17 protein-coding genes are annotated in these 24,931 nt (G+C 52.1%); 9 read left to right on the top strand and 8 right to left on the bottom strand.

Going from position 1 to position 24,931, the window contains the following annotated elements:
* Positions 1–387: 387 nt before the first annotated feature.
* The gene (locus B212_RS0129245) at positions 388–2,049 is read left to right on the top strand and encodes an LTA synthase family protein (protein WP_232231516.1); all 1,662 of its coding nucleotides are present in this window, start codon (positions 388–390) and stop codon (positions 2,047–2,049) included.
* Between the two features lie 72 nt (positions 2,050–2,121).
* Here B212_RS0129245 and B212_RS32760 read toward each other — a convergent pair whose 3' ends face one another.
* Positions 2,122–2,610, bottom strand: a complete 489-nt coding sequence (locus tag B212_RS32760; RefSeq protein ID WP_019914902.1) for a MarR family winged helix-turn-helix transcriptional regulator — start codon at positions 2,608–2,610, stop codon at positions 2,122–2,124.
* A gap of 142 nt (positions 2,611–2,752) precedes the next feature.
* Between B212_RS32760 and B212_RS0129235 the strand changes: the two genes are divergently transcribed.
* Entirely contained in the window at positions 2,753–4,447 is a 1,695-nt protein-coding gene (locus B212_RS0129235; protein ID WP_019914901.1) for a methyl-accepting chemotaxis protein, read from the top strand.
* 111 nt (positions 4,448–4,558) lie between these two features.
* Here the strand turns inward: B212_RS0129235 and B212_RS0129230 are convergent, their stop codons facing one another.
* The 6 genes from B212_RS0129230 to B212_RS0129205 form a co-directional block, all read right to left on the bottom strand.
* Positions 4,559–5,848: an MFS transporter gene (locus B212_RS0129230; RefSeq protein WP_019914900.1), complete on the bottom strand. Its 1,290-nt coding sequence runs from the start codon at positions 5,846–5,848 to the stop codon at positions 4,559–4,561.
* A gap of 234 nt (positions 5,849–6,082) precedes the next feature.
* Positions 6,083–8,089, bottom strand: a complete 2,007-nt coding sequence (locus tag B212_RS0129225; protein WP_019914899.1) for a putative bifunctional diguanylate cyclase/phosphodiesterase — start codon at positions 8,087–8,089, stop codon at positions 6,083–6,085.
* Between the two features lie 233 nt (positions 8,090–8,322).
* Positions 8,323–9,984, bottom strand: a complete 1,662-nt coding sequence (locus tag B212_RS32755) for a hypothetical protein (protein WP_019914898.1) — start codon at positions 9,982–9,984, stop codon at positions 8,323–8,325.
* Positions 9,977–10,777: an ABC transporter ATP-binding protein gene (locus B212_RS0129215; RefSeq protein ID WP_019914897.1), complete on the bottom strand. Its 801-nt coding sequence runs from the start codon at positions 10,775–10,777 to the stop codon at positions 9,977–9,979. Before B212_RS0129215 ends, B212_RS32755 begins: the two co-directional genes overlap by 8 nt.
* A 196-nt stretch (positions 10,778–10,973) precedes the next feature.
* Positions 10,974–11,975 carry a Gfo/Idh/MocA family protein gene (locus B212_RS0129210; protein ID WP_019914896.1) on the bottom strand — a complete coding sequence of 334 codons (1,002 nt, stop codon included), beginning with the start codon at positions 11,973–11,975 and terminating at the stop codon, positions 10,974–10,976.
* Positions 11,976–12,067: 92 nt separating this feature from the next.
* A complete protein-coding gene (locus B212_RS0129205) occupies positions 12,068–13,021 on the bottom strand; it encodes a 1,4-dihydroxy-2-naphthoate polyprenyltransferase (protein ID WP_019914895.1) in 954 nt (317 codons plus the stop codon).
* Positions 13,022–13,228: 207 nt separating this feature from the next.
* On the opposite strand from B212_RS0129205, the gene B212_RS33525 reads away from it, so the two are divergent.
* The 7 genes from B212_RS33525 (at position 13,229) to B212_RS0129165 (ending at position 24,293) form a co-directional block, all read left to right on the top strand.
* Positions 13,229–15,595, top strand: a complete 2,367-nt coding sequence (locus B212_RS33525) for a bifunctional diguanylate cyclase/phosphodiesterase (protein ID WP_019914894.1) — start codon at positions 13,229–13,231, stop codon at positions 15,593–15,595.
* Positions 15,596–15,719: 124 nt separating this feature from the next.
* On the top strand, positions 15,720–16,343 hold the full coding sequence (locus B212_RS0129195) for an acetate uptake transporter (RefSeq protein ID WP_019914893.1): 624 nt from the start codon (positions 15,720–15,722) through the stop codon (positions 16,341–16,343).
* A 260-nt stretch (positions 16,344–16,603) separates the two neighbouring features.
* Positions 16,604–18,748 carry a bifunctional diguanylate cyclase/phosphodiesterase gene (locus B212_RS33520; protein WP_019914892.1) on the top strand — a complete coding sequence of 715 codons (2,145 nt, stop codon included), beginning with the start codon at positions 16,604–16,606 and terminating at the stop codon, positions 18,746–18,748.
* Positions 18,749–18,994: 246 nt separating this feature from the next.
* On the top strand, positions 18,995–19,879 hold the full coding sequence (locus tag B212_RS0129180; RefSeq protein WP_019914890.1) for a helix-turn-helix transcriptional regulator: 885 nt from the start codon (positions 18,995–18,997) through the stop codon (positions 19,877–19,879).
* A 538-nt stretch (positions 19,880–20,417) separates the two neighbouring features.
* Positions 20,418–21,704 carry a glycoside hydrolase family 27 protein gene (locus B212_RS0129175; RefSeq protein ID WP_019914889.1) on the top strand — a complete coding sequence of 429 codons (1,287 nt, stop codon included), beginning with the start codon at positions 20,418–20,420 and terminating at the stop codon, positions 21,702–21,704.
* A 442-nt stretch (positions 21,705–22,146) separates the two neighbouring features.
* Positions 22,147–22,623 carry a DsrE/DsrF/DrsH-like family protein gene (locus tag B212_RS0129170; RefSeq protein WP_019914888.1) on the top strand — a complete coding sequence of 159 codons (477 nt, stop codon included), beginning with the start codon at positions 22,147–22,149 and terminating at the stop codon, positions 22,621–22,623.
* 158 nt (positions 22,624–22,781) lie between these two features.
* Positions 22,782–24,293, top strand: a complete 1,512-nt coding sequence (locus B212_RS0129165) for an aminotransferase class V-fold PLP-dependent enzyme (protein ID WP_019914887.1) — start codon at positions 22,782–22,784, stop codon at positions 24,291–24,293.
* Here the strand turns inward: B212_RS0129165 and B212_RS0129160 are convergent.
* Complete coding sequence (locus B212_RS0129160; protein WP_019914886.1) at positions 24,279–24,923, bottom strand: TVP38/TMEM64 family protein; 645 nt, start codon at positions 24,921–24,923, stop codon at positions 24,279–24,281. The two genes, B212_RS0129165 and B212_RS0129160, sit on opposite strands and share 15 nt — an antisense overlap.
* Positions 24,924–24,931: the final 8 nt, after the last annotated feature.

The following is a 24,931-nucleotide window of genomic DNA, read 5'->3' as shown; positions in this document are numbered from 1 at the left end:
TAATCCCTGATTAAGCAAATATTCTCCGCTTCACGCGCCGGCAATTGAATTTACGCCTTCCCCAATGGTTATACGGCGGTTCTGATTTTTGACATTCCTCACCCAGCGCTGCATAATTAGGTCTATTGATAAGGGTGTAGCCGGGGAATTAGTGTGTTCATTATCCAGAAAGAAGGCGGAGCTGTGTCATCCCCAACATTTAAAAGATGGCTTTTCAAACCATTCGTATTTTTTTCGATTCTTTTTATTTTAAAGAGCTTTTTGGCCTGGGGCGTTATCTTTGGAGATTTACTTTCCTGGAAAACGCTGTTAACCGAGATTCCTTTTGTCTGGGCATTGTTTGCCCTAATTGAGAGATTTGCCTCCAGGCGGAAGCTAGGCTATTACATGACGGTCAATTTGCTGGTTACCGCAATCTTTTTTGCCGCCATTATGTACTTCAAGTATTACGGAGTCATCGTTACTTATCATGCGGCGGAGCAGGTGAATCAGGTTACGGCTGTGCGCAACAGCGTCTTCTCGCTGATGGACCCGTATTATCTGCTGATTTTTGCCGACATTATCGTTCTGGGCTTCTACTTTTTCCTGAATAAGAAGGGTCGGGCCTACAAAAAGGATAACATTAATTACCACCGCGGGAAACTCTCGCACACTCTTCTGTTTACCGTCTCGCTGGCGCTTTGCCTGTTCAATATCCTGCCCAACAAGGCCAGCATGAATGAGATCAAGAAGGCACAGGAAATGGGCATTTTGAATTATGAGGCCTACACGATATTTGCTAATGACAAACCGGAGATTGTGAATACCAGCGAAATAACGCAGGATGCCATCGACAAATTGAAGGGACTGGACGCTGCCGCTGTCTCCCCGCTTCAAGGCGCCGCCAAAGGCAAGAATCTGATTATTGTTCAATTGGAGTCGTTCCAGAACTTTCTGCTCGGGCTGAAGGTGGACGGACAGGAGATTACGCCGAACCTCAACCGCTTGATGAAGAACAGCCTGTACTTTCCTAACTTCTATCAGATGGTCGGGCAAGGGAATACATCGGACGCCGAGTTCGTCGTCAACTCTTCCTTCTATATTCCGCCTCAGGGGGCGGCAACGATGTCTTATGTAGACAAAGAACTGCCAAGTTTGCCAAGACTGCTGCAGAATAGCGGCTACCAGACCGTTACCTTCCACACCAATGATGTGGAGTTCTGGAACCGCGGAGAGCTGTACAACGCGCTTGGCTGGGAGAAATATTATGATCATAAGTTTTTTGGCGACGAGGATTCGTTTTTCTTCGGGCCTTCGGATGAAGTGCTCTACCGCAAAACCGCAGATAAGCTGAAGGAAATGGATGCGGACAGCAAGCCTTTTTACGCCCAGGTCATTTCAATGTCTGCCCATCATCCGTTTACCATTCCTGCGGAAAAATACAAGATGAAGCTGCCGGAGCGGTATGAAGGCACGTTCGTCGGTGACTATGTCCGTGCCCAGAATTATGCCGACTATGCATTCGGACAGTTCGTGGATGAGCTTAAGGCGAATGGAATATGGGATGACAGCCTGATCATGGTCTACGGAGACCATATGGGATTGCCGATTTATTCGCTGGACCATGATGACAAGGAATTAATGACGGAAATCTACGGGCATGATTATGAATATCCCGATATGCTCAATATCCCGCTGATCATTCATGCGGAGGGCGCCATTTCGCCGCAGACAGTGGATCATGTTGGAGGCGAAGTGGATATTATGCCTACTGCGGCCAGTCTGCTGGGTGTATCAATGGACAACAATATCCATTTTGGTCAGGACCTGCTGAGCCAGTCCTACAATCTGCTGCCGCAGCGGTACTATCTGCCAACCGGCTCCTTCATCGCCACCTCCGGGCTGCTGATTCCCGGCAACAGCTTCGAGGATAACACACAGTTCACCCTTGCCGCCGGCGGCAAGACGCCAGCCGGAACCGAGGATGAATACAACCGCGCTTTGCGGTTGCGCCAGCTCTCGAACAGCTACGTTATGCAGCTTCCGGATCGGGTGAAAAAAGCAGAATAAGCTTTCTGCGTACTATAAAAAGCCGCGTTCCGGATTTACGGAGCGCGGCTTTTATTGTTCAAGCTGCTGCTGTTAACGTTCCTGCCTCTCAAGCATTAAATAATAGTCGGCAAGGTTGTGCAGCTCCTCCGGCTTCAGAATTGATAAATGCTCGGTGAGCAGCAATAAGAAACGACGTTTCCCTTCTTCAAGCAACTCCTGACCCTTTCCGGTAAGAGTAACGATCACAGCCCTGCGGTCATTTTCGTCCGGCTCGCGTGCGCTGAGGCCCAGCAGCTCAAGACGATCCAGCATAACGGTAACCGCACTGGATTTGACCTCCAGCTTGTCAGCCAGTTGAATGACACGCGCGTTTTTCTCCTGAGCAATAACCCGCAGCAGTCCGAATTGCGGCACTGTTAGGCCGATTTCTTTATGCAGGGACATTTGCGATGTAATTTTGCGCTGAACCTTCCACATGGATAATCCTAGCTGCTCTACCAACGGATCAATTTGTTGCGACATCCCTTTCAGCTCCCAGTCCGTTAATCCTGCTTCCAGCGTACCATTATCGCAGGCCATGATTCAATCCTTTTGTCGCCCATTCGACACAAAAATACTATATTCTCGTTAATGCTCTACCAGCAGTCATGATATATAATCGTAGCAGCAGTGATAGCAGATATCACTGAAAACAATAAGAATCAGGCTGGTGGTGCAAATAATGAAGTTGGCTACAAAATTAACCTGGATGATGCTCGTCGTATTGCTTCTCGTCGGGTCCTCCATTGGATTCTTCGGATACCGTGCTGCATATCATCAAGTGGATGAAGCTGCGGGGATCGAGTTAGTAGGCTGCGCCAATATTACGACCGGTCTCGTTGATCCCGCTGATATATCGGCACTGGCCGGCGGAGACAACAGCAAGGTTGCTGCCGTTGAAGACCGGATAGGCTGGATCGTGGGGCATAAGCCTATTTTTAAAGAGGCCTTTATTCTGTCTCTGGATGGAAAAATACTCGCTGCTGATGCCAACTTGAAGAAAAGAGGCTACAAAGCAGGGGATTCCTTCTACTTCACGGATGAAGACAAGAGAATGATAACTACCATGAAGCATTCCGCATATTCCAAGGTTTATACATACCAAGGGATTTCGCTTAAAACCGGATACGGCCCTATTTACCAGGATCATGATCCTACAAAACCAATTATCGCCTTGATGGCTATCAATTTTGACGGCCCGTTAATCAAGGAACGGACGATGGATATCATTGTTCAGCCCTTCATTATTGGCGCCTCCATTCTGGTTGTGGCGATCCTTGCCGCCTATCTGTTGATTCGCCGGATGGTAAGTCCGCTGACCAAGCTGTCCAGCTCAGTGAACACCGTTGCCAAGGGAGATCTTACCCGCGATCCGCTGCTGTTCACAAGCAAGGATGAGATCGGGACCCTGGCACGTGACATTGGCGCGATGACGCTGAATCTGCGCGACCTGATTACCCAGGTCAATGATACCTCTATGCTGGTCGCCTCTTCGTCCCAGGAGCTGTCCGCCAGCGCCCAGGAAACGAACCGGGCCGGTGAGCATAGTGTGAACGTTACTATTGAGCTGGCAGATGGCGCGAACACCCAACTGCATGACCTTGAGGGAAGCTTCAAGGCTGTACAGGATATGTCACGCTTTATCACCGAGATAGCCGGCAACGCGGACAGTGCAATGAACACGGCCGCAGACAATGCCCAAAAAGCCCGCTCCGGCCGGGAGTCGATGGAGTCCACCACCTCTCAAATGGGCGTAGTGGGCGGAAGCATCGAAGATTTATCAGCCATCATTGAAACGCTGGGCAGCCACTCCAAGGAAATCGAGAATATTATCGGCACGATAACCAGCATCGCGGAAGAGACCAACCTGCTGGCACTGAATGCCGCTATTGAAGCTGCGCGCGCCGGTGAGGAAGGCCGGGGCTTTGCCGTTGTCGCCAACTCCATTCGCAAGCTTGCAGAGCGTTCCTCTGCATCGGCGAGACAAATCGGCGGATTGGTAAGCCTGATTATAAACCAGATGGATAAAGCTGGAGAAACGATGCTGCATTCTTCCCATGAGATGCAGCAGGGTCAGGAAATGATCAGATCCGCGGGTTATTCCTTCTCCGCAATTGAGCTTTCCGTCTCCGACATGTCTGCACAAAGCCAGCAAATTTCGGCAACGGTCCGCGAGCTTGCCCTGATCTCGGAAGGACTGGTTGAAGCGATCCAGAAGATTGTTGCTATCTCTAATCAGACCGCTGACGGCGCCGCGACGCTCTCCGCCTCCTCACAGGAGCAGCTTGCGGCTATGGAGGAGGTCGAATCCTCTGCTGCCTTCCTCTCCTCACTGGCGGAGAAGCTCCAGGTTGTGGTTGAGAATTTCAAGGTCTAAAATTTCTAGCCAGCGGTCATTTGTCCGCTGGCTCCTTTTTTTCTCACCAAGCTTCCATTCCTCACCCGCCAGAAAGATTGCAGGGCTTCTCTGCTCCAGCCTCAAGCAATCTCAGCTTCTAATCCCCGCATTCATGACGGTTGGCTCATCCGCTTGCTTAGTCTCCTGAAAATCCCTCCGGTAGAACCACCCGACCAAGACGGCTATTGTCGTCATAGCCGCAGCCAGCAGATACACCTGAACCATTCCAAAGCGGTCTGCATACCAACCCAAGAACAACAATGATAAACCAAAGGCAAGGTTCGTAAGCACATCAATTCCTGCCATCACTTTTGGGAGTCCGGCAGCCGGAGCGCTGGTCTGCAGCAGGGTACGGCGAATAATTCCAGCCATTTGCACCGGTAATCCTGAAACGGCAAAAAGAACAAGTGCAGCAGCCGGTATCGTATTGAGAGCGAACACTGCTGTAATCAGCACATACACGAGCAATGCTCCCAGCATGTACAAGTAACTGTTCTTTTGCAGCCGTTTGACCAAGCCGACAACAACCAGCCCGCCCAGAATGGTACCGGAGAAAAAGGAGGCATTCATAAACCCCCACCAGCTTGCATCCTTATGCAGCACCTGAGTTACATACGCCAGAATGAACGCACCGAGCCAGGAGGTTCCCCCAATGGTGTCTATACTGTCCACGATCATCAGAGAACGGATGCGGCGGTTGTGCCAAATGATCTGCCACCCTTCACCAAGCTCTTTCCAATAAGAGCCCTTAGATTCGGCTGCTGGCGGACGGGCAGCGGGGATTGGAGATTCGGGGCCTGATTCCTGTTGATCCAGCGGATCGCGAATGAATGAAGTGACAATCGCCGCCACAATGTAACAACAGGATGCAATCAATAGCGTATTCAGTGAACCGATCCAGGCTACAATAATCCCGCTGAGTGCCCATCCTGCACATCTAACGACTTGATCACTAACTGCCACCAAACCATTCGCACGCATGAGCCCCTCGCCGGTTGCCAAGCGGGGAACAAGCGCATTTCGTGCCGGGTTAGTCCACCCATCCAGAAATGACATGCCAAACACCATTATAAAAATAAGAGGAAACGCCCCTCGCCCAGGCGTGGTCCACAAGTAAAGCAGCAGCAGTGTAAAAATGACAAACTGCCCAAGCTGGGAGAACAGCAAAATCCGCGTGAGCCTGAACCGGCTGAGAATGATAGGTGCAACCAGCCCGCTAACCACTTGGGCAGACAAACGGAACAACGGAATTAAAGTGGTCTGCATTAGAGAATTAGTTGAACTGAACACCAGCACCGTTATACTCAAAATGTAGATGATATCTGCGATATTCGAGATCGTCTGAGACCCCCACAGATAATAAAATGAACGCTTGATCAAATAGATCCCCCCTGATCTGAGTATTGAATTCCTTTTTATGTCAAGTTCAATACATTCTATACAAACCCTTAAATTCCCTTCTTTTAATTATAAAGGAAATTGAATTGCCAATGAACCAACACTCCATTTGCTTCCTTCGAACTCAGGCAGAGTCCTTAGCCCAAGACGTAAAAAAGGCTACGCTGTCCTTAACCGGACAGCATAGCCGTTTTGAATTTATATTTATGTATCCAATTACGCTGTATTCTCGCTGAACCATTGCCCCAGCTCGCTGACAGGCATCGGCCTGCCGTAATAAAAGCCCTGCATTACCCGGCAGCCCAGCGATTGCAGCAGCTCAATCTGTTCCGTTGTTTCCACGCCTTCGGCGACAACCTCCATGTTGAGATTGCTGGCAATGGCGATGATATTGCTGATAATCGCTTTTTTGGAGTGCATCTTACTCTTGCGGATGAACACCTGGTCAATCTTCAGCGTATTCACCGGAATTTCATCCAGATTGCCGAGTGAAGAGAACCCGGTTCCGAAGTCATCCAGCGACACCCGGACCCCAAGATTCCGCAGCTTGGAGAGCTGGGCTACCGTCTCTTCCATATTATTCATCGCAATGGACTCTGTAATCTCCAGTTCGAGGAAATGCGGCTCCAGACCCGAGCGTACGAGCGCCTCCTCAACCACATCACAGAGACTGCCGCCATCGAACATTCGGGCTGACATGTTGATGGAGACGGCAACACTCGCCACCTTTGCCTTATGCCAGAGCATATTCTGTCCGCATACATCATGCAGCATCCAATAGGTAATGGGTACGATCAGTCCGGTCTCCTCGGCGATGGGGATGAATTCAGCCGGTGAAATAATTCCGTGCTCCGGGTGTCTCCAGCGCAGCAGTGCTTCAAGTCCAACCGTCACATTCATCAGCGAATCCCATTTGGGCTGGTAGACAACCATGAATTCCGAACGGGCCAGCGCTTTGCGCAAATCCTTCTCCAGCGACATCCGACGAAGCTGGTGGCGGTTCATTTCCTGATCGAAGATGCTGAATTTATTCTTGCCGGAATCCTTGGAGGTGTAGAGTGCAGTGTCGGCCGCCCTCATCAGCGCAGAGCGGTCTGTCCCATGCAGCGGATTCATGCTGATTCCGACGCTTGCCGTAATATACAGCTCGTTGCCTACAATGTTGTAAGGCTTCTTCACTTCCTGCAAAATATGCTGCGCCGCTTCCTGGGCTTCCTCCACGGTACTCTCAGGCAGCGCAATTAGAAATTCATCGCCGCCCAGCCGGAATACCTTCCCTTTCGTGCCGATGCAGCATCTCAAGCGTTCGGCAACCTCCTGCAGCAGCATATCCCCGATGTCATGACCCAGCGTGTCGTTGATCGACTTAAAGCGGTCCAGATCGACAAAAAACACCGCACCCGAGCTGCTGCCGAAGAATTCTTCCTTGAAATACCGTTCAAGCCCATGCCGGTTCGGCAGTTCCGTGAGCGGATCATTGTAAGCCATCCGCTCCAGCATATGCCGGTCCAGGAAGACCGCGCCGCCGGACACTGCGAGCATTAGCAGCGTTACAAGTGAAACCCCTGTCAGCAAAATAACATCCGTATCTACCTGAAAGGGCTTCGCAGCGGACCAACTATCGTAAGCTATATGGCTTGTTCTCAGACTGATATAATGCATCCCGGTGACCGCGAGCCCGATGAACACCGCGGAATACAGCTTCCAGCGGCTGAAGCCGGTATAATCCTTGAACTTGCGGAGCAGAAGCACCCCAACATATGAGGCTGAAAAAGCAACTATAATAGACAGCACCTGGGTTGTCGACTCATAATGGATCTTCGCTTCCATCTTCATAGAGGACATTCCAACATAATGCATGGCAGCAATGCCGCTGCCGAGAATAAGCCCGCTGGCTACAAGCCCCGGCCTTTGACGGAGAACAGCAGCGATCCACAGCGACAAGTAGCAGGCAAGCATAATGAGCAGCAGCGACGACACAGCCCGGCCCAGGTCATAGCTGACCTTGAAGGGCAGATGCAGCGCCATGATTCCCACGAAATGGATCGCCCATATCCCGCTGCCAAGCACACAGGCGCCGGACAGCAGCCATATGAGTCTGGCTCTGCCTGTGGAATGGGAGATTTGTGAAATCAGACTCAGTGCCGAAAAAGCTGCGGCCGCCGAGAGTATAAAAGATAGTAAAACAATCCAGAAATTATAGTGGATTCCCATTTGATCCATAGTCGACCTCTTCACCGGTTAAATTATCATAGTCGCTGCTGTATGTTTCTCAAGTAACTATCAATATACGAATATCAGATAAATGGAAGAGTGCATAAAGATAATATAGGCCATCCCTGAAAGTTAACTGTAGGTGTATTCTACCTTGTATTTAGCAGGCTGTCTAAGTAAATACTGGAACTGGAACCCCTTTTTTGAGGCCGGCAAAAAATGTCCATATTTGCATGTCGGCTTCAGGCGCGAAGGGTTGGAATTTGTCCGGATCGAGAAGCGCTGCCGGGGAAGCTTCTACGCCAAATCCACCAATTTGCAGCTACCAGAATTACCAGATAGATGTAAACTCCGGAAGGTAACAGGGTGATTGCAAAATGCAGCCCGCCCAGTCCGATCAGGATGAACAACAGAGCAAAGGCGCTTCCCTGAAAATCCTTTTGCTTCGCGGCCTCATATTTCTCCGAGAAAGGCAACGCTTGCGGCAGCACACGGAAGCATATCACCGTATACAGCAGCAATACCAGCAGTACAGCAGCCAGATCGGGCAGTATGCGCATACCGAAGAGCCAGATGAATATAGCCGCTTCCAGGGCAAACAGCGGGAGCAGGAGCCGCAGCACCCCAGCCTTGAGCATTCCACGGTACACCGGAGCCGTTTCGGGCAGCGGGATGGTTCTGTAAATCCATGCCCCTTTGTAGCTTGCAGAGTAACGCAGCATTTGCACTACGGTCATCAGCAGCAGACCGCTGAAATAAATGAACAGATAAGCTCTGGAGTCCTTCAGCGATGCCAGATCCCCGCTCCATACCTGGTTGAATATAAAGATGAACGGCAGCACTAAGGATAAGCCAATCGTCGGGTATACCTTCAGCTTGAAATCACGTTCATTCCTCATCATCGACCAGGTGAACCGGAAGAACATGGCCTCGATCTTGTTCCGGCAAAAAAGCTCTGACAACCGGCCCGCCACACGGCCGCTGTCTTTGCCGCCAGCCCCTTGCTCTGACAGCTTCTGCAGATTCCGTTCGAACACCGGCATCAGCTTAATATAAGCAAGCAGCAGCACCACCGGGACTGCAAGGGCCAGCACCGCAAGCACGATCAGCTCCGTTCCCCTGCTTCCGCCCATCAGCACCTCAAACGGAGCGGCGAACCAGACAGGCGCTACGAGGTATTGCCACCAGGCGGGCTGGAATGTACCCGCCATATCAGTACTATCGAAGAGGCGCGGAACCAGTTGATAGCCTACTACAGTTCCAACCGATAGAATAATTTGAATATAGTTGATGAGATCCTTAAGCTTTTCCCCGTCAAAAATCCTTAAGATCAACAGATAGAGCAGCGCAGTAACTACCAGTATGAAACAGTCCATAAGCAGGACTCCCGCCGCATAAATCAGAAAGAACACCCCCCCTTGCATAAACAAAGAAACCACCAGCGAGGGCCCCATAAAGGTCAGTGTTAAGGTGAGCAGATAAATGAGAATATGGATGATCTTGGCCATGTTCAGCGTCCGGCGGTCAACCGGCTTGGAGAACAGGATATTCTTGTCCCGCAAATCGAGCATGACCGACGAGAAATCGGAAATCAGGGTGGTCGCGATTATAAACATCGAGATCGCAAACACCATGCTCATCATCAGCATATAATTGCCATCAGGCACGATGAACAGGATCAGCATGAACCCGAGCAATAAATAGATCCACTGTATCCGCAGCGGCGAGCCTTCGGTTCCCTGATTTTTTTTCTGTGCACCGCCGGAGAGCACTGTCGGTGTCCGCCTTCCGTCCATCGTCAGCTTGACCTGAAGAATGCTGCGCAGCATCTCATAGTCCACGTGGGCTCTCCTGAACCCGCCCTTCAGCCGGTCAAGCAGCTTCAGTATGTAAAAATCATTCATGCGGAGCACCTTCTCCAATAACCGCAACAAACTCGCCGGCAATATCCCGGTATTTATCGAATCCGGTCAACTGATTAAATATCTCCTCCAGCGACCCTTCCCGGCTTCTCTCCTGAAGCTGCGCAAAGCTTCCGTCCGCCACAATATCCCCGCCGCTGAGCAGAATGATCCGGCTGCTGATCTTCTCTACGACATCCATGATATGCGAGGAATAAAAGATCGTTTTGCCCTTCGCAGCAAGGGAGGCGAATATTTCCTTCACCACCATGACACTGTTGGCATCGAGTCCGCTAAGCGGCTCATCCAGGAACAGAATATCGGGATCATGCAGCATGCTGGAGATCAGGAGCACCTTTTGCTTCATCCCTTTGGAATAGGAGGCGATACGCATATCGTAGGCTTTGTCGAGATTCAGCAGCGTCATCAGCTTCTCGGCCTTGATATCGGCTTCACTGCGCTTCATGCCGTACAGCTCGCCAATAAACGTCAGATACTCTCTCGCGGTCAGGCTGTCATACAGCTCGGCAATTTCGGGCACATACCCGATTCTTCGCTTGTAAGCGGTATCCCCGTCGGCAATATCTCTGCCAAAAATCCTTACCGTGCCGGTATAGCCCTCCACCAGCCCCAGCATAATCTTCACCGTAGTGCTCTTGCCTGCGCCATTGGGACCGATGTAGCCGATAATCTGTCCTCTGTGTACTTCGAGGTCAATCCCCCGCAGCACCATCCGGTCGCTGTAATTCATCCATAAACCGGAAATTGAAATGACCGGCTCTTCTGCAAGGCCCATTACCAAATCTCCTTTCAGACTCCGTTATGTACTTCCAAACATATACACTTTAATTCAATTCCTATTCTAACAAATTTTACATCGTTCACCTATTAGGAATTGCTACAAGATTGCCCGATTCAGCACCCCGAAATCATAAAAAAAGCAGCCCAAAGGCCGCTAAATGTAGAATCCTGTATTCGTATAGAATAGAGTGCTATTCCCGCTTCAGACTGATTCTCTCCCGCTGACGCGCGGACTTAAGGCAGGCCTCAATCAGCTTCATGTTCAGTACAGGGTCCTCTGCGGCAGCTACCGGCTCCGCTCCGAAGACGGCGGCGGCAAAATCATCGGCCTGCCGGACATACGGATTAGCTCCAGTTGCTTCCACACGCTTCACCTGCCCGCCGGTATGCACGTAAAAGGCGGCATCCTCGAATCTGGCATTGAACGGCATCGGAATCTCGATCCGGCCTTCAGTGCCAAGCACCTCCAGCAGTTGGCGGTTGTAGGCCCACATGCCGCAGTCGAAGATCAGGCTGACGCCGCCGGGGAATTCGACCAGGCCGGAGGCCATCATATCCACATGATCATGCTCCGGGGAGAAAATCGCCTGCACGGTTGCCGCTTCCGGCTCTGCCCCGAACAACAGCCGCGCCGCGCTGAGCGGGTAGCAGCCGACATCGAACAGAGCCCCTCCGCCCCACGCCGACTTGAAGCGGATGTTGGAGGTGTCTTCGGCATCATTGTAGGTAAACGTTCCGCGAATGGAGCGCAGATCGCCGATATCGCCCCTCTTAATGATCTCCCGCAGCTCGGCAATCCGCGGATGATGCCGGTACATATAAGCCTCGGCCAGATGAACGCCCGCCTTCCGGCAGGCTTCCGCCATCTCTGCAGCCTCATGACTGCTTAGGGCAATCGGTTTCTCGCATAGCACATGCTTGCCTGCTTCCGCCGCGCGGAGCACCCACTCCCGGTGCAGATGATTCGGAAGCGGAATATACACCGCGTCAATATCCGGGTCTGCGAGCAGCTCCTCATAGCTGCCGTAAGCCTTCTCTACGCCGAATTCCCGGGCAACAGCGCTGCTCTTGTCCAGCCCCCGGCTGGCTACTGCCCCGATGATCCCGGTCTCCGATTCCTGAATGGCCGGCATAACCGAGCCTGTTGCAATCTGCGCACATCCCATAATTCCCCAGCGAAGCTGTCGCGCCATAAGAGTATACCCTCCCTTGTCATAGACTTTCCTGCCTGCATCTAGTGAAACAATATCATAGAACCCGGCATATCTCTATCAGTGTGCAAGCGTTACAGCAGCGCATTCAATAGAACTGCCGCACCAAGCACGCCAATCCGGGCGGCGCTCATCAGCACAAAATTTTTGACGGACAGGATAAACGTTGCCGCCTTCTCCTGCTTCTCGTAGAAGCGCGCAATGTTGCGGCGCAGGGGGATCAGCGTCAGCAGCAGCAGGGCCACCAGAACAGGATTCACGCCCAGCAGCAGCAGGACGGCAAGATCGGCAAAAGAGACATAATAGAGCAGCTTGAACAGCAGCAGAGCATTCCCCCGTCCAATATACACAGGCAGCGTGTACCGGCGGTTCTCCATATCGTCCTCAATGTCGCAGATATTGTTGGCCAGCATAATTCCGGCAATCCCGAGAATGGACGGCACCGAGAACCAGAAGAGATACAGCACCTCCCGCATGTTCACATGCAGACTAATCCAGCCCTCTGACAGCAGCAGCGTCACCACACTATGATCCGAATGAATATAGGCCGAGATGAAAATAATGACAAAACCCATGAACAGCCCGGAGAACAGCTCGCCAAGCGGCATCCGCGAAATAGGAATGGGTCCGAACGAATAAAGGATGCCAATCAGGAAGGACAAGCCGCCCAGTAGGAACACAAGCAGACCCGTCTCAGCAACAAGGGCTATCCCGCCCCCCACTGCGAGCACCAGCAAGAGTACAATCGTTGCAACCACCGTGCGCTCTTTGAGCTTGTAATGAACGATAGCATTATGCGTTTCATAGCCGTAGCCTTGGGTTTTGGCCGCTTTTTTGAAATCGTAATAGTTGTTGATTGCCGTTGTTGCCATGTCAAAGCTCAGCAAGGACACGAGCATCAGCACAAACCGCAGGACGTTGAAATCCTCGAACCGGTACAGGGCATACAATGTCCCCAGAAGAAAAGGCAGCATGCTCGCCACCTTCGTCGGCAACTCAACCAGCCTTAAAAAACTTTTTACATTCACGTCAAATCATCCTATCTGTCAAGTTAACACGTCTATACTACGGCAACTCTATCAAATATTACTGCAAAATTCATCATTGTCGATTATTATACATCAAATTTCGACACTTTAGGCAGAAATGCGCTGCAAAATATTCCCTATTCATGGTACACTGTTCATTGTGGTACTTATTTCCTATAAAGTCGAATTACAATAAAGGGGAGCATCATGAAGCTGCGCAAAAAAATAATGATCTTCATTAGTGTCGCTAGCATGCTTGGCATAGGAACTACCTACCTGCTCCTGCACCTCATCATGCTGAACCGTTTTGAGAAGCTGGACGAGGCCGATCTGCAGAACAAGCTGAAGGATGCGGTATCTTCCTATCAGAATGAGCTGCTGACTATGAAGGCCGGACTGCTGAATTATTCACTTCGGGACGAAACCTACCGGTTCATGGAATTCAAAAGCTTGAATACAGCAGCGACTGCCTCGGAGGAAGCTTTTATCCGCAGCAATTTTACCCCGACAACCTACGAAATCAACCACTTCGATGTGATAGCTCTGCTCGATAAATCAGGGATTCCTCTTTACGGCGGCACATACGATTCGAAGCTCCGCAGGGTGTCTCCGCTGACAACCGAGCTTCGTACACTGTTCAAATTGATGAACAGCCGGCTGCCTGCTTTATCAGATGCAGAGGACAGCAGGTCCGGCATTGTGATTCTGGATAAGGGCCCGATGCTGATCACTCTTGACCCTATAAGCAACAACAACAAAGACATGCCGGTGGCCGGCACCGCCATTGCCGGAAGAATGCTCCGGCAGGAGGAGGTTAACCATATCTGGAATGCTGCCTCCTCCGGCATTCAGATTGCCAGAGTTACCTCAGGAATGCTTGCACAAAGCCAGGGAGAGTCTGTCTGGATGAGTCCGTCCTCCAGCAAGTCGATGTCGATTCATACCGTCGTGAACGATCTGTTCGGCAACCCGGGAGTAGTCATTACGCTCAGCCAGCCGCGCCAAATATATGAGAACGGGAAAGAGTCGCTTTACAGCTTCCGGCTGCTTTTCTTAATCATGACTATACTGCTCATCGTAATCAGCGTGATCTTCGCCAACCGCTTCATTCTGGGCCGGATGTATTCATTGATCAGAAATATCCGCGCCATCGGCAACAGCAAGGATTTATCCATTCGTATCAGCAGCACCGGGCGGGATGAATTCAGTGATGTGGAGCGTGAATTCAACCGGATGATTCATTCTCTGGAGCAGGCGCAAGAGGAGCTTCAGTTGCAATCTATGCTTGATCCGTTAACCCAGCTCCCCAACCGTTCGCTCTTCTTCGCCAAACTTAACGCGGCAATTGCCGCAGTGAAGGGCACCAGCAGGCAAATTGCTCTCGTATTTATTGACCTGGACCATTTCAAGACCGTCAACGATACGCTCGGCCATGATTTTGGAGACGCCATGCTCAAAGAGACCGCCTTGCGGATATCGAAGGCCGTCGGCAAATATGATGTCGTATCCCGCCTTGGCGGAGATGAGTTCACCATCCTGCTCGCCGACATCCCCGATTCCTCTGCCATCACCGCCCAGTTGTCGAGGATTCAGGAAGCTCTCTCGATGCCGCACCATATCCAGGGGCATCTGCTCTATAATACGGCCAGCATCGGAATCAGCATTTATCCCCAGAACGGAGAAGATGCCGACTATCTGGTCAAGCAGGCTGATCTGGCGATGTTCCATGTCAAAGAGACGGGCCGCAACAATATTTTTCAATACTCAGAGGATTTGGAGAACAGCGTTAGACGCAAAAAGATCCTGTCCCAGCAATTACTGTCTGCGGCTGTCAATAATGAGTTCGAGGTCCATTACCAGCCGATTGTCCGCACAGACGATTTACAGGTGCATAAGGTGGAGGCTCTGCTGCGCTGGAACAGCCCGGTTCACGGGCCGGTCTCTCCCGAAGAGTTCATCCCCCTCGCAGAGACCAGCGGCTCCATTGTCGGGATCGGCGGGTGGGTGCTGCGGCAGGTATGCGCTGATGTGCGCCGCTTCCGGGAAGACGGCCTGATCCTCACCGCCGCAGTCAATATTTCCGCACTGCAGCTCATGCAGCCCGGACTGCTGGAACTGCTGCTGGAGCTGCTGCGTGAATACGGGCTGCCGCCCTCCAGCCTGGAGCTTGAGATTACCGAGAGTGTGCTGATCTCCGGGGATGAAGTGTTCCATTCGGTCCAGCAGCTTAGAGCGCACGGATTCCGCATCTCCCTCGATGACTTCGGCACCGGCTTCTCATCCTTAAGTTATCTGCGCCGCTTCCCTGTCGATGTAATCAAGATCGACCGCTCCTTTGTTGCCGAGATGACCGCTGATCCGCAGGGCGATGTGCTTGTCAGAACCATCATTGAGCTGAGCCACAAGCTGGGCCTGCGCGTCGTGTCCGAAGGCATCGAGCTGCAGGAGCAGTTCGACAAGCTTCGCCGCCTGGGCAGCGATGAACTGCAGGGCTACTATATCAGCAAGCCGATTGCGGCCCGGGAGATTCCCAGATTTTTATTGCGGGAAAATCTGTTTTGGAGCAAAAAATGAGCATTTCCTTTGTAGGCAAGCTTCTGGCGATATGATATGATAGGCAGGCTGATAACAGCACCCGGGAACGGGTGCTGTTATACTATGCGAACATTTTTGAAAAAATTGGAGGCTTTTTATTCCCATGTCAGCGCAATCGCCAAACACCCAGTCCGTCAAAATCATCACCGCCGACCCTAGCGCCATCGGCCTGTTCGGACTGGCTATCGTCACCCTGGTCGCTTCTTCACAAAAGCTCGAGATTACGACTGGTCTCAGCTACGCCATCCCCTGGGCTATCTTCCTCGGAGCCTTCGCCCAGCTATTCGCATCCATTCAGGATGCCAAGCACAACAACACCTTTGGTATGACCGCTTTTGGCGCTTACGCCTTCTTCTGGTTCGGAATGGCCGCAAGCTGGCTGATCAAGCTTGGCGTATTCGGCACGGTTCTGGCTGAGAGCGTAGATCCCAAGCAGCTTGGGTTTGTATTTCTCGGATACCTGGTGTTTACGCTCTTCATGACGCTTGGTGCAGTTGAAGCGAACAGAGTGCTGCTCATCATCTTTGTATTAATTGACTTCCTGTTCCTCGGCCTGACCATGGATTCCTTCGGAATCGCTGCTGAATTCTTCCACAAGCTGGCCGCCTGTGCAGAGCTGGCTATCGGTGTTGTTTCGTTGTATGGCTGCGGCGCATCCGTACTGAACGCTCATTTCGGACGCACATTCCTGCCAACAGGAGCTCCGCTCGGTATCTTCAAAAAATAGTATTGCCTGCTAATAAAAACCTCATCATGATATGACTGTACAACGGGTAAATACAAGCTGCCGTTTAAGGCGGAGGGTGTTTGCCCGTTTTGGTTTTTTATAGGTCAACTGTAACCTTCCCCCTTGCGCAAAGGCGATAAAAATGACATGCTATATAAACACCTACGACATATATCGACATCCCTCTGCGGTGCGGGGAACTGTTTTTAAATGAACGGCAATATTGCAAGTTGAATTTTCTCGGGTATCGGAGGCACTCTATGGCTTTCCTTAATAAAAAGCCTTTAACGATCATCCTCGGCTTCTTAGTCGTACTTCAGCTCTCATTGTTCTACTATTACTCTCTATCCATTGACCGCGAATACCGGGCTGAAAAAGCCGACTTGTCCTCGCAAGCAGTCATGCTTACATCGAACATTGAAGAAAGAGCCTCGATTGTCAAAGGCGTCAGCTCCTTTATACAAACGGTCGGCTTTAAGGCCGATCCAAAAATTATTAATCAATACTTAGTCACCGCATACAACAACAACTCAAGCAATGTTATGAATATCATGATCGCTCCGGATGGCCTCATCCACTATCTTTATCCTCTAACGGGCAATACAGCGATTCTGGGAAAAAGCCTCCTGCTGGACCCCGCCCTGTCCTCACCCGGCATGGTTCAAGAAACGATCCGCTCCCGCAGTATTACGGTAGACGGTCCCCGGACACTGGCCCAGGGCGACTACGGCATGGTAATCAGACAAGCTATTTTTAACGGCAACTCATTTGCCGGTATTGTCTCTGTCACCCTGAAGATTGACAGTATTCTGGATCAGCTCCCGCTTAAGGGGTCCAATCTATATGTAACGGCTGAGGATCACACCTTTTTATTTGGAAATCCCTTCAATAAAGCCGCGCAACAGATTACGGTTCCTATTAAGATCTATAATCAGCAATGGCTGATGGGTGTCTCTATGCCTTTCCATAAGAAATGGGAGATTATCCGCAGCGTGCTTTGGATCGACATTGCCTTCCTGCTCGTTATTGCTTTCATACTGTATATCTATTGGCAGCAGAGCCGGTTCAACCGCGAGCTGGAGCGTGTGGTCAGCATTCGGACCCGCGATCTTCGTGTGTCCAAACGGCTGTATGAGAAGCTGGCGCATTTCGACAGCCTGACCGAAATTCCGAACCGGCTGTATTTTCTGGATGAATTCGAGCGTTTGCTGCAGGCGGCAGATGAGACACAGACCTATACCTTGTTTTTCTTTGACTTGAACCGGTTTAAGGAAATCAACGACACATTAGGCCACTCTACAGGTGACCAGGTGATCAGGACGCTGGCGAACCGGCTGAAAAACGGAGAATTGCCTTACAAGCTGTTCGCGCGTACCGGAGGCGACGAGTTCGTCATGCTCTTCTCGGACCTGCCCCGGGAGAACATTGCCGCTATTGCTGAACATATCGGCGGACTGATCTCGGAGACCCTGCTGATCTCCGGCGCACATCTCAGTCTATCGACCAGTATCGGCGTCTCCTTGTACCCGGAGCATTCGCGGAACAAGGATGATCTGCTGAAATTTGCCGACATGTCGATGTATCAGGCCAAATCGCTGGAGGAGGCCAATTATTTCATCTTCGATTGGGATCTGCGCGAGAAGCTGGAGCAGAAAACGATGGTCGCCAAATATTTGCACTCGGCGCTGGAGCGCGAGGAGTTCGTGCTCCATTATCAGCCGCAGATCAATGCGGTTACCGGTAAAATGACCGGCATGGAGGCGCTGATCCGCTGGAACCACCCGGAGAAGGGCCTTATCGGACCGGGAGCGTTCATCGCTGCCGTGGAGGAGGCCGGGCTGATGATTCAGCTTACGGACTGGGTGCTCCGCGAGGTCTGCCGTCAGCTCTGCGAGTGGAGGTCCGCCGGAATGCCGCTGCTGCGCACATCCATCAATATCTCCAATAGCTGGTTCTATAACCGCAACCTTATAGAGAACCTGCTCGCGGTCCTTGATCATTACGGGCTGGAGACAAATGTGCTGGAATTCGAGATTACGGAGAGCACCGCCCTTCTGGAAGAGCATTACCCGGTGCTTCAGCAGATGCGCGACCACGGCATTGTTGTCTCCATCGACGATTTCGGCACCAAATATTCTTCACTGAATTATCTGAAGCATTTTCCCGTCAACAAAATCAAAATCGACCGGACCTTCATCACCGGCATTGGTGTCAGCTCCATTGATGAGACCATCATTAAATCCATCGTTTTTGTCGCTTCACAGCTTGGTTATGAGCTGATTGCCGAGGGCGTGGAGACTGAGGAGCAGCTCGAATTTCTAATCAAGCATAACTGCCATCATATTCAAGGATTCTTCTTCTTCCCTCCGCTTCCAGCGGAGGAGATCCGCAAGCTTAAATCGTAAGAAGTGCTTCAGACCCGCGCCGGTCTGAAGCTCCAGGGTTTGCGGAACAAGAATCAGCCCCTGAAGAATAGCTGCGCAGCCTTGTGGTACTGCGCCGCAGCACAAATAAGCTCCCGGATGGGGGCTTATTTGATTATATCTTCCTATCAGTACGCCTTTCTCGCAAAATTTGTTGTTCTTTCGAATGAATTCTATGTACAATGAGCAAAAAGAAACTCACTTAACCACTTAGTATGGAGGGATTTTGTGACAAACCAAAGCAGCCACGGGGTCTACGGATTCCGCTTCAGCGAGCCGGACCGTCTGCCGCTGTTTAACCTCTTCGCGGTCGGACATGAACTTGTTACGGATTCTTCCTATCACTGGAACGGCATGGAGCGCACAGACGGGCCGCTGCTGCTGTTCCAATACACCATGAACGGAGCCGGAATGTTCGATACTGGGCAAGAGAGCCTAAGGATCGGCTCCGGGCGTGCTTTCCTTGCGGAAATCCCCAGCAGGCACCGCTATTATCATCCCGGAGGCTCCGTGCCCTGGGAATTCCTGTTCCTGCTCTTCAGGCCACAGCCCCTTCTTCCTCTCTGGGAAGAAATCAAAGCAAAGCTTGGACCTGCTCCACTCATTGACCCCGGCAGCACGCCGATCCGCATACTCCGCGATATTGCCCGCGAAGCCCATTTGGGGAGAATCGCTGACCCGTATATTGCTTCCTCATTACTGTACCAGTTCATGATGGAACTCGGCAGACTCTCCTTGAACAGTCCACGGACCGAATCCGAGTGGCCTGCTGCGGTGCGGGATTCCGTCAAATTCATCAAAGCCCACTATAACTCCATGATCGGCCAGGAGCAGCTCGCCGAGAAGATGGGGCTCTCCAAGTTCCACCTGCTGCGGACCTTCAGCAAGTATGTCGGCGTCACCCCGAATGAATATGTAAACCGGGTCAGAATAGAACATGCGGTAGAGCTGCTGAGAACAACCGATTGGAGCATTGAAGCCATCGCGGTTCAGGTGGGTTATTCCAGCGGCAGCTATTTCATCAAGGTATTTCAAAAGCTCACGGGACAGACTCCGGGGTCCTTCCGTTCCGGGAGCGGCAGTCTGAATTACAGCCGGCTCTTTTTCGACTAACACAGCTTTATATCTTGGAGTAGGGGCCTGCGATGCCCGAAGGACAGAAGGCGTGGAGCGATCCTCCCTCAGGTGTACCCATTCCCAGACGGGGTTTCTTCTTAAATTGGACGTTTGACTCGGCGTTACGGACTGTGGTGCGCTTATTTCAGGTAAGAGTCATGACTTTGGTTAGTTAAGGACACCACGGGCCTTATGATCGAATATTTCGCTCCTGAACGTTCCTTAGAGAGACAATAAGCGCTCCTCGGTCCGTTAAGCCGCAAAAAGTGGCGTTTTCTTGGAGATAACGCCTCTCCTGTCCGTAAGGAGAGCCGACTCAGTTGCTGTGGCTTCTCTTCACCACCTCCTGAGGGAATGACCTCATCCACACATTTAGCTCTGTTGCTGTACCAGCATCTGATATAGAGCAATTTTGTGCTATTTAATAGACTATTTTATTGTGGAAATCTGCTCTAATAGTATTCTATGATGGAACTGTTAGAGCAATTTTATTTCGCAGCTTCTGTCAAGAAGCGCTAAGGAGAGCGACACAATAATGAGCCATTTACAATATGCCAAGACCCCGCCTATGGGGTGGAACAGTTGGGATTGCTATGGAGCTGCAGTTACCGAGGAAGAAATCCGCGGCAATGCGGAATATATGGCGCAGAACTTAAAGGAATTCGGCTGGGATACTATCGTCGTCGATATTCAGTGGTACGAGCCGGGAGCTGTGTCCTCGCAATACCGTCCGTTTGTACCGCTGGTCATGGATGAATACTCCCGGCTGCTGCCGGCGGTAAACCGATTCCCTTCCGCCGAAGGAGGATTGGGCTTCCGCCCGCTCGCCGATTATGTGCACAGCCTTGGCCTGAAATTCGGCATTCATATTATGCGGGGAATTGCCAGACAAGCTGCACATGCAGCAACACCCATTAAAGGCACTTCGGTTACAGCCCGCGATATTGCGCACACCAATTCCATCTGTCCCTGGAATACGGATATGTATGGCGTCGATGCTGAGAAGGATGGGGCGCAGGATTATTATAATTCCCTCTTTGAGCTGTATGCCGAGTGGGGCGTGGATTTTGTAAAAGTGGACGATATCGCCGCTTCGAGACTATATGATACCCACCAGCCTGAAATCGAACTGATTCATCGTGCCATCCAGCACTGCGGGCGTCCGATGATTCTGAGCCTCTCCCCCGGACCCGCTCCGGTTCCATATGCCGATTTCCTGGCCGATCATGCCAACATGTGGCGGATCACCGACGACTTCTGGGACCGCTGGGAACTGCTTCTTGACATGTTCGACCGTTGCGAGAGCTGGCAGGGATTAACCGGCGGCGGCAGTTGGCCGGACTGCGATATGCTGCCTCTCGGCCATATTGGCATCCGCTCGGTAGACGGCGGCGGAGCCGACCGCTGGACCCGTTTTACACGGGAGGAGCAGGTTACGATGATGACGCTGTGGAGCATCTTCCGCTCACCTTTGTTCTTCGGCGGCGAATTGCGGGACAATGACGAATGGACGAATGCCCTGCTGACCAACCGCGACGTGCTGGACATGCACCGCAGCAGCAGCGGAGCACGGCTTGTCAGCCGCAAGGATGACAAGGTGGTCTGGTCGGCCGACGGCGATGCCGGGGTCCGCTATGTTGCCATGTTCAATACCGGCGAGAAGACCCAAGAGGTCCGTGTGCGGCTATCCGAGCTGAACCTGGAAGGCGCGGTATCGGTCAAGGAGCTGTGGAGCGGAACGGAAACACACAATCTCCGGGCTGAGCTGACCTGCGGCATCCTGCCGCATGGCGCTGTGTTGTACCGGATAACGTACGCTTAGGATATACGTCTGGTGGGTTGTCTATATAAGCGGAACTAAAGAAAACATAACAAGAGCAGAAGTGACGGAGGGGAAGTTTGGACCAGACCCCAATAGGATAATCTTAAGTTCAGCTTATAAATATATTTGATTGTATTTTGTGCAGTAGATTAGTTGCTCAAGGTCTATGAAAAGCGGTTCTGTTGTGTTTTGTACAATAGAAATTAAGCTTCTAACCGAAATGTAGCCTAAACGCAAAAATCTGCTGCACGAAATACATTAGACTTACTGAAAGAGACACTCCGTGCAGTATCTATTGCACAAAATACATTTACATACACTCCCCCTCTCAGGCTACCCCAAACTCTCCCCTTATCTTCAGCTATTCTGTGACGGCAAGCATACTTCTTCCCTTCATAACCATACTAATGGCATTCTAGGTTTTCTATGGAGGGAGTCTACAATGGGTAAACGAATGAATCTGCTGATGTTCAGCGGGGAATATGACAAGGCGATGGCCGGACTCATACTGGCCAATGCGGCGCGGGATATTGACGTTGAGGTCACGATGTTCTTCTCCTTCTGGGGATTGTTTCTGGTCCGTGATCCCGAGAAGATGACGCTGGAGGACAAAACCATCTACGAAAAGCTGATGGATGTGATCACGCCGAAAGGACCGGAGCAATTGCCGCTCTCACGGATGAATTTCAGCGGTCTTGGCCGGATGATGCTGGAGGAGATGATAGAGGATCAGGGAGCGCCCAAGCTGATTCATTTTCTGAAGGGGGCCCGCAAAAAAAACATCAAGTTCTATGCCTGCAAGCTCTCTGTGGAGATCATGGGCTTCAAGCCGGAGGAGCTTCTGCCTAAGGTGGAGATTATTGATGCCGCCGCTTATCTGAAGGATGCACTGGAAAGCGACTTGCAGCTCTTCATCTAACCGCCATATCTGGGCTTTAACCTATCTGCCGCTGCGGGCATATACTGAGGCCAAGTAGAAACGGATACCGTCCATACAGGAGCCTGCAGCCTACTCTCCCGAAGCAGCGATGCTCCGTATGACTTTCAGGTATCCGTTTCAGCAAGGAGGGATTGCCCGTGCTGAGTATCAACCGCGCCCCATTGGCAGAAAAGCCCGCCCTGCTGCAGGAGCACTTCGCAGCTTTCCGCGAGCGTACCATTGGCAGCCGGCATTATATCTCCACCCCGTATGGCCGTCAGCCGCTGCTGTATGCCGATTGGACGGCCAGCGGCCGGCTCTATGAGCCCATTGAGTGCAAAATACAGGAGACGTTCGGGCCTTATGTCAGCAATCCCCATACGGAATCCAATACAACGGGGCTAACCATAACACTCGCCTATAACGAGGCGCGAAGCATCATCAAGCAGCATGTGAACGCCGGGCCGGAGGATGCCTTACTCTTCTGCGGCAACGGTACTACCGGCGCGGTCAACAAGCTGCAGCGGATGATGGGCCTGAAGCTGCCGGAATGGCTGCGTGAGGAATACTTATATCCCCCTGAGGACCGTCCGGTAATCTTCGTCAGCCATATGGAGCACCATTCCAACCTGCTGCCCTGGCAGGAGGGCACCGGCGATGTGGTTACCGTTCCGCCGGCAGCGGATGGAAACATTGATTTCCGGAAGCTGGAAAATCTGCTCCTCCTCTACCGGAACCGCCGCTGGAAGATCGGCTCGTTCACCGCCTGCTCCAACGTTACGGGCATTCAGACGCCCTATCACAAGCTTGCCGCCGCCATGCACCGGCACGGCGGGGTTTGCTTTGTTGATTTCGCCGCAAACGCCCCCTATGAACCGATCAACATGCACCCCGCAGATCCGCTGGAGAAGCTGGATGCGGTCTTTTTCTCCCCGCATAAATTTCTCGGCGGCCCCGGAACAGGCGGAGTGCTGCTCTTCGATACCAAGCTGAGCAGAGGCCGGCTCCCGGATGAGCCTGGCGGCGGGACGGTCGTGTGGGTCGATGCCTGGGGCAAACGCCGCTACATTGGTGATGTGGAGGTCCGCGAGGACAGCGGCACGCCCGGATTCCTGCAGGCGATCCGAACCGCACTGTGCCTCAAGCTGAAGGATCAGATGAACGGCGACGGCCAATTCATGATGGCAAGGGAGCACGAGCTGTGCCAGAGGCTGTTGACCGGACTCGGCTCCATTCCGGGCTGCTCCCTGCTTGCGGGTGAGCACACCCGGCGGCACGGCATCGTATCTTTTACTCTACAGGACATTCATTACAACCTGGCTGTGAAGCTGCTGAATGACCGCTTCGGCATCCAGGCCCGGGGAGGCTGCTCCTGCGCAGGCCCCTATGGGCATCATTTGCTCGGGCTGGACCAAGAGCAATCCCAGCAGTTCATCCAGGCCATTGAGGCCGGGGACCAGTCCCTGAAGCCGGGCTGGGTCCGCCTCTCGCTGCACCCGATTATGACCGACAGTGAGGTGGAGCGGATGATTGCCGCTGTCCGCAGCATTGTGCGCCACATCGGCGTCTGGAAGCAGGATTACCGCTATAACCGCTCTACCAACGGCTGGCTCCACATCACCGAGGAGACTGTCGGGAAGGCGGACGTCAGCGGATTATTCGCCCTGTAAGGATTCACCGCTTGAAAGCCGCTCCTCCCGCACCTGCGCGGCCCGGGCGAACCGGGCCTCAATCGCTTTTACTCCCCACAGCGACAATCCGATAAACAGCAGCACATAGATAATTTCAGCCGGACGGTGGATAAACCGCTCGGCATCATACCCGATATAGGAAACTGCAAACACCATAATGGCTTTGCCGGCAGACAATGCAATCAAGTAAGAACGCAGACGCATCTGCGCAAGCCCTGCTGCCATGTTGATCACGACGAACGGTCCCACCGGAAACAGGCTGAGCAGAAAAACATAGCTGAAGCCGCTCTGGCGAACCCAGGTCATCGCTTTAGCCACTTTCGGCCGCTGGCTCCATTTCCGCAAATAAGGGCGGGAGGCGATTGCACGGATAATCAGGAAGGTCGTCACACAGCCGGCAACCAGGCCTAGCCAGGAATATAGAAACCCGAGCCACAGCCCGTACACCGCACCGTTTAGGCCCACTATGGCAATGGTCGGCAGCGGCGGCACGAAGGATTTCATAAAGGTCAGCCCGAGGCCGGGCAGCGGCCCAAGCGAGCGGTATTGCTCAAGAAGCTGCCGCAGGCGCTCCTCAGTGAGCCATGACATAATATCTAAAAAGAACATACCGGTTC

The organism is Paenibacillus sp. HW567 (assembly GCF_000374185.1).
In the GTDB taxonomy this organism is placed as follows: Bacteria; Bacillota; Bacilli; order Paenibacillales; family Paenibacillaceae; genus Paenibacillus_AQ.
This window is presented reverse-complemented; position numbering and strand designations above follow the sequence as displayed.

What these genes read in the sequence shown, in the direction of transcription:
- B212_RS0129245 (WP_232231516.1), top strand. Translation starts at nt 388, where the DNA reads ATGACGGTCAATTTGCTGGTTACCGCAATCTTTTTTGCCGCCATTATG.
- B212_RS32760 (WP_019914902.1), bottom strand. Translation starts at nt 2,610, where the DNA reads ATGGCCTGCGATAATGGTACGCTGGAAGCAGGATTAACGGACTGGGAG.
- B212_RS0129235 (WP_019914901.1), top strand. Translation starts at nt 2,753, where the DNA reads ATGAAGTTGGCTACAAAATTAACCTGGATGATGCTCGTCGTATTGCTT.
- B212_RS0129225 (WP_019914899.1), bottom strand. Translation starts at nt 8,089, where the DNA reads ATGGATCAAATGGGAATCCACTATAATTTCTGGATTGTTTTACTATCT.
- B212_RS32755 (WP_019914898.1), bottom strand. Translation starts at nt 9,984, where the DNA reads ATGAATGATTTTTACATACTGAAGCTGCTTGACCGGCTGAAGGGCGGG.
- B212_RS0129215 (WP_019914897.1), bottom strand. Translation starts at nt 10,777, where the DNA reads ATGGGCCTTGCAGAAGAGCCGGTCATTTCAATTTCCGGTTTATGGATG.
- B212_RS0129210 (WP_019914896.1), bottom strand. Translation starts at nt 11,975, where the DNA reads ATGGCGCGACAGCTTCGCTGGGGAATTATGGGATGTGCGCAGATTGCA.
- B212_RS33525 (WP_019914894.1), top strand. Translation starts at nt 13,229, where the DNA reads ATGAAGCTGCGCAAAAAAATAATGATCTTCATTAGTGTCGCTAGCATG.
- B212_RS0129195 (WP_019914893.1), top strand. Translation starts at nt 15,720, where the DNA reads ATGTCAGCGCAATCGCCAAACACCCAGTCCGTCAAAATCATCACCGCC.
- B212_RS33520 (WP_019914892.1), top strand. Translation starts at nt 16,604, where the DNA reads ATGGCTTTCCTTAATAAAAAGCCTTTAACGATCATCCTCGGCTTCTTA.
- B212_RS0129175 (WP_019914889.1), top strand. Translation starts at nt 20,418, where the DNA reads ATGAGCCATTTACAATATGCCAAGACCCCGCCTATGGGGTGGAACAGT.
- B212_RS0129170 (WP_019914888.1), top strand. Translation starts at nt 22,147, where the DNA reads ATGGGTAAACGAATGAATCTGCTGATGTTCAGCGGGGAATATGACAAG.
- B212_RS0129160 (WP_019914886.1), bottom strand. Translation starts at nt 24,923, where the DNA reads ATGTTCTTTTTAGATATTATGTCATGGCTCACTGAGGAGCGCCTGCGG.